The sequence below is a fragment of the Methylophaga sp. UBA4204 genome (assembly GCF_002379485.1).
GTDB lineage: Bacteria > Pseudomonadota > Gammaproteobacteria > Nitrosococcales > Methylophagaceae > Methylophaga.
Genome location: NZ_DFTU01000053.1, coordinates 4131 through 4675, shown reverse-complemented (window position 1 = coordinate 4675; position 545 = coordinate 4131). Strand labels below are relative to the sequence as shown.

The following is a 545-nucleotide window of genomic DNA, read 5'->3' as shown; positions in this document are numbered from 1 at the left end:
GGGCAAAATAGACTTTGTCCGGGCGTTCAAACCAGTGAGAATCATCTCGCTTGATTAATTCACCACTGCGCGTTGGGGGATCAGTAAACACCTGTCGAATGTCTGCAGGTTGTGCCTCCCATCGTCTGGATAACTGACTACCGCGAAAATTAACCAGTTCATTTTCCGCCAGGGGTTTGTTACTGGCAAGATAGGTCAGCGCAGCGTTTTCCATCCCGCCTGTCACAATATTATCCATGCCACGAATAAAAAAATGGGCGCTTAATAATGAATAACCGAGCACAATGGTGCCGCCAAATAATAAAAAGCTTAAGGTTATTAGTCGTTTAAGACTTATTTTAGCTTTCATTATCAGCCCTGATGGCAATGCCAATACCCGGGATAGTCTGAAGTAATCCTGTATCAAAGCCTCCATCAATCGTTTTACGTAAATGATGCAGATGCACTTTCAGACTGTCACTGTCCGGCACTTCCTCACCCCATATTGCTATCTCCAGTCGTTGCCGGCTGACCACATTGGGTGATTCCCGTAGCAGCAACTCCAG

General features: G+C 46.1%; 1 protein-coding gene and 1 pseudogene. Both read right to left on the bottom strand.

The features are described 5' to 3' along the window. Positions 1–349, bottom strand: a pseudogene (locus B3182_RS07530) (sensor histidine kinase); the annotation flags it as partial. Then, positions 339–545, bottom strand: a 207-nt coding sequence (locus B3182_RS07525; RefSeq protein WP_292752190.1) for a helix-turn-helix domain-containing protein, incomplete at its 5' end; no start/stop codon positions are given. The pseudogene B3182_RS07530 and the gene B3182_RS07525, both read right to left, overlap by 11 nt.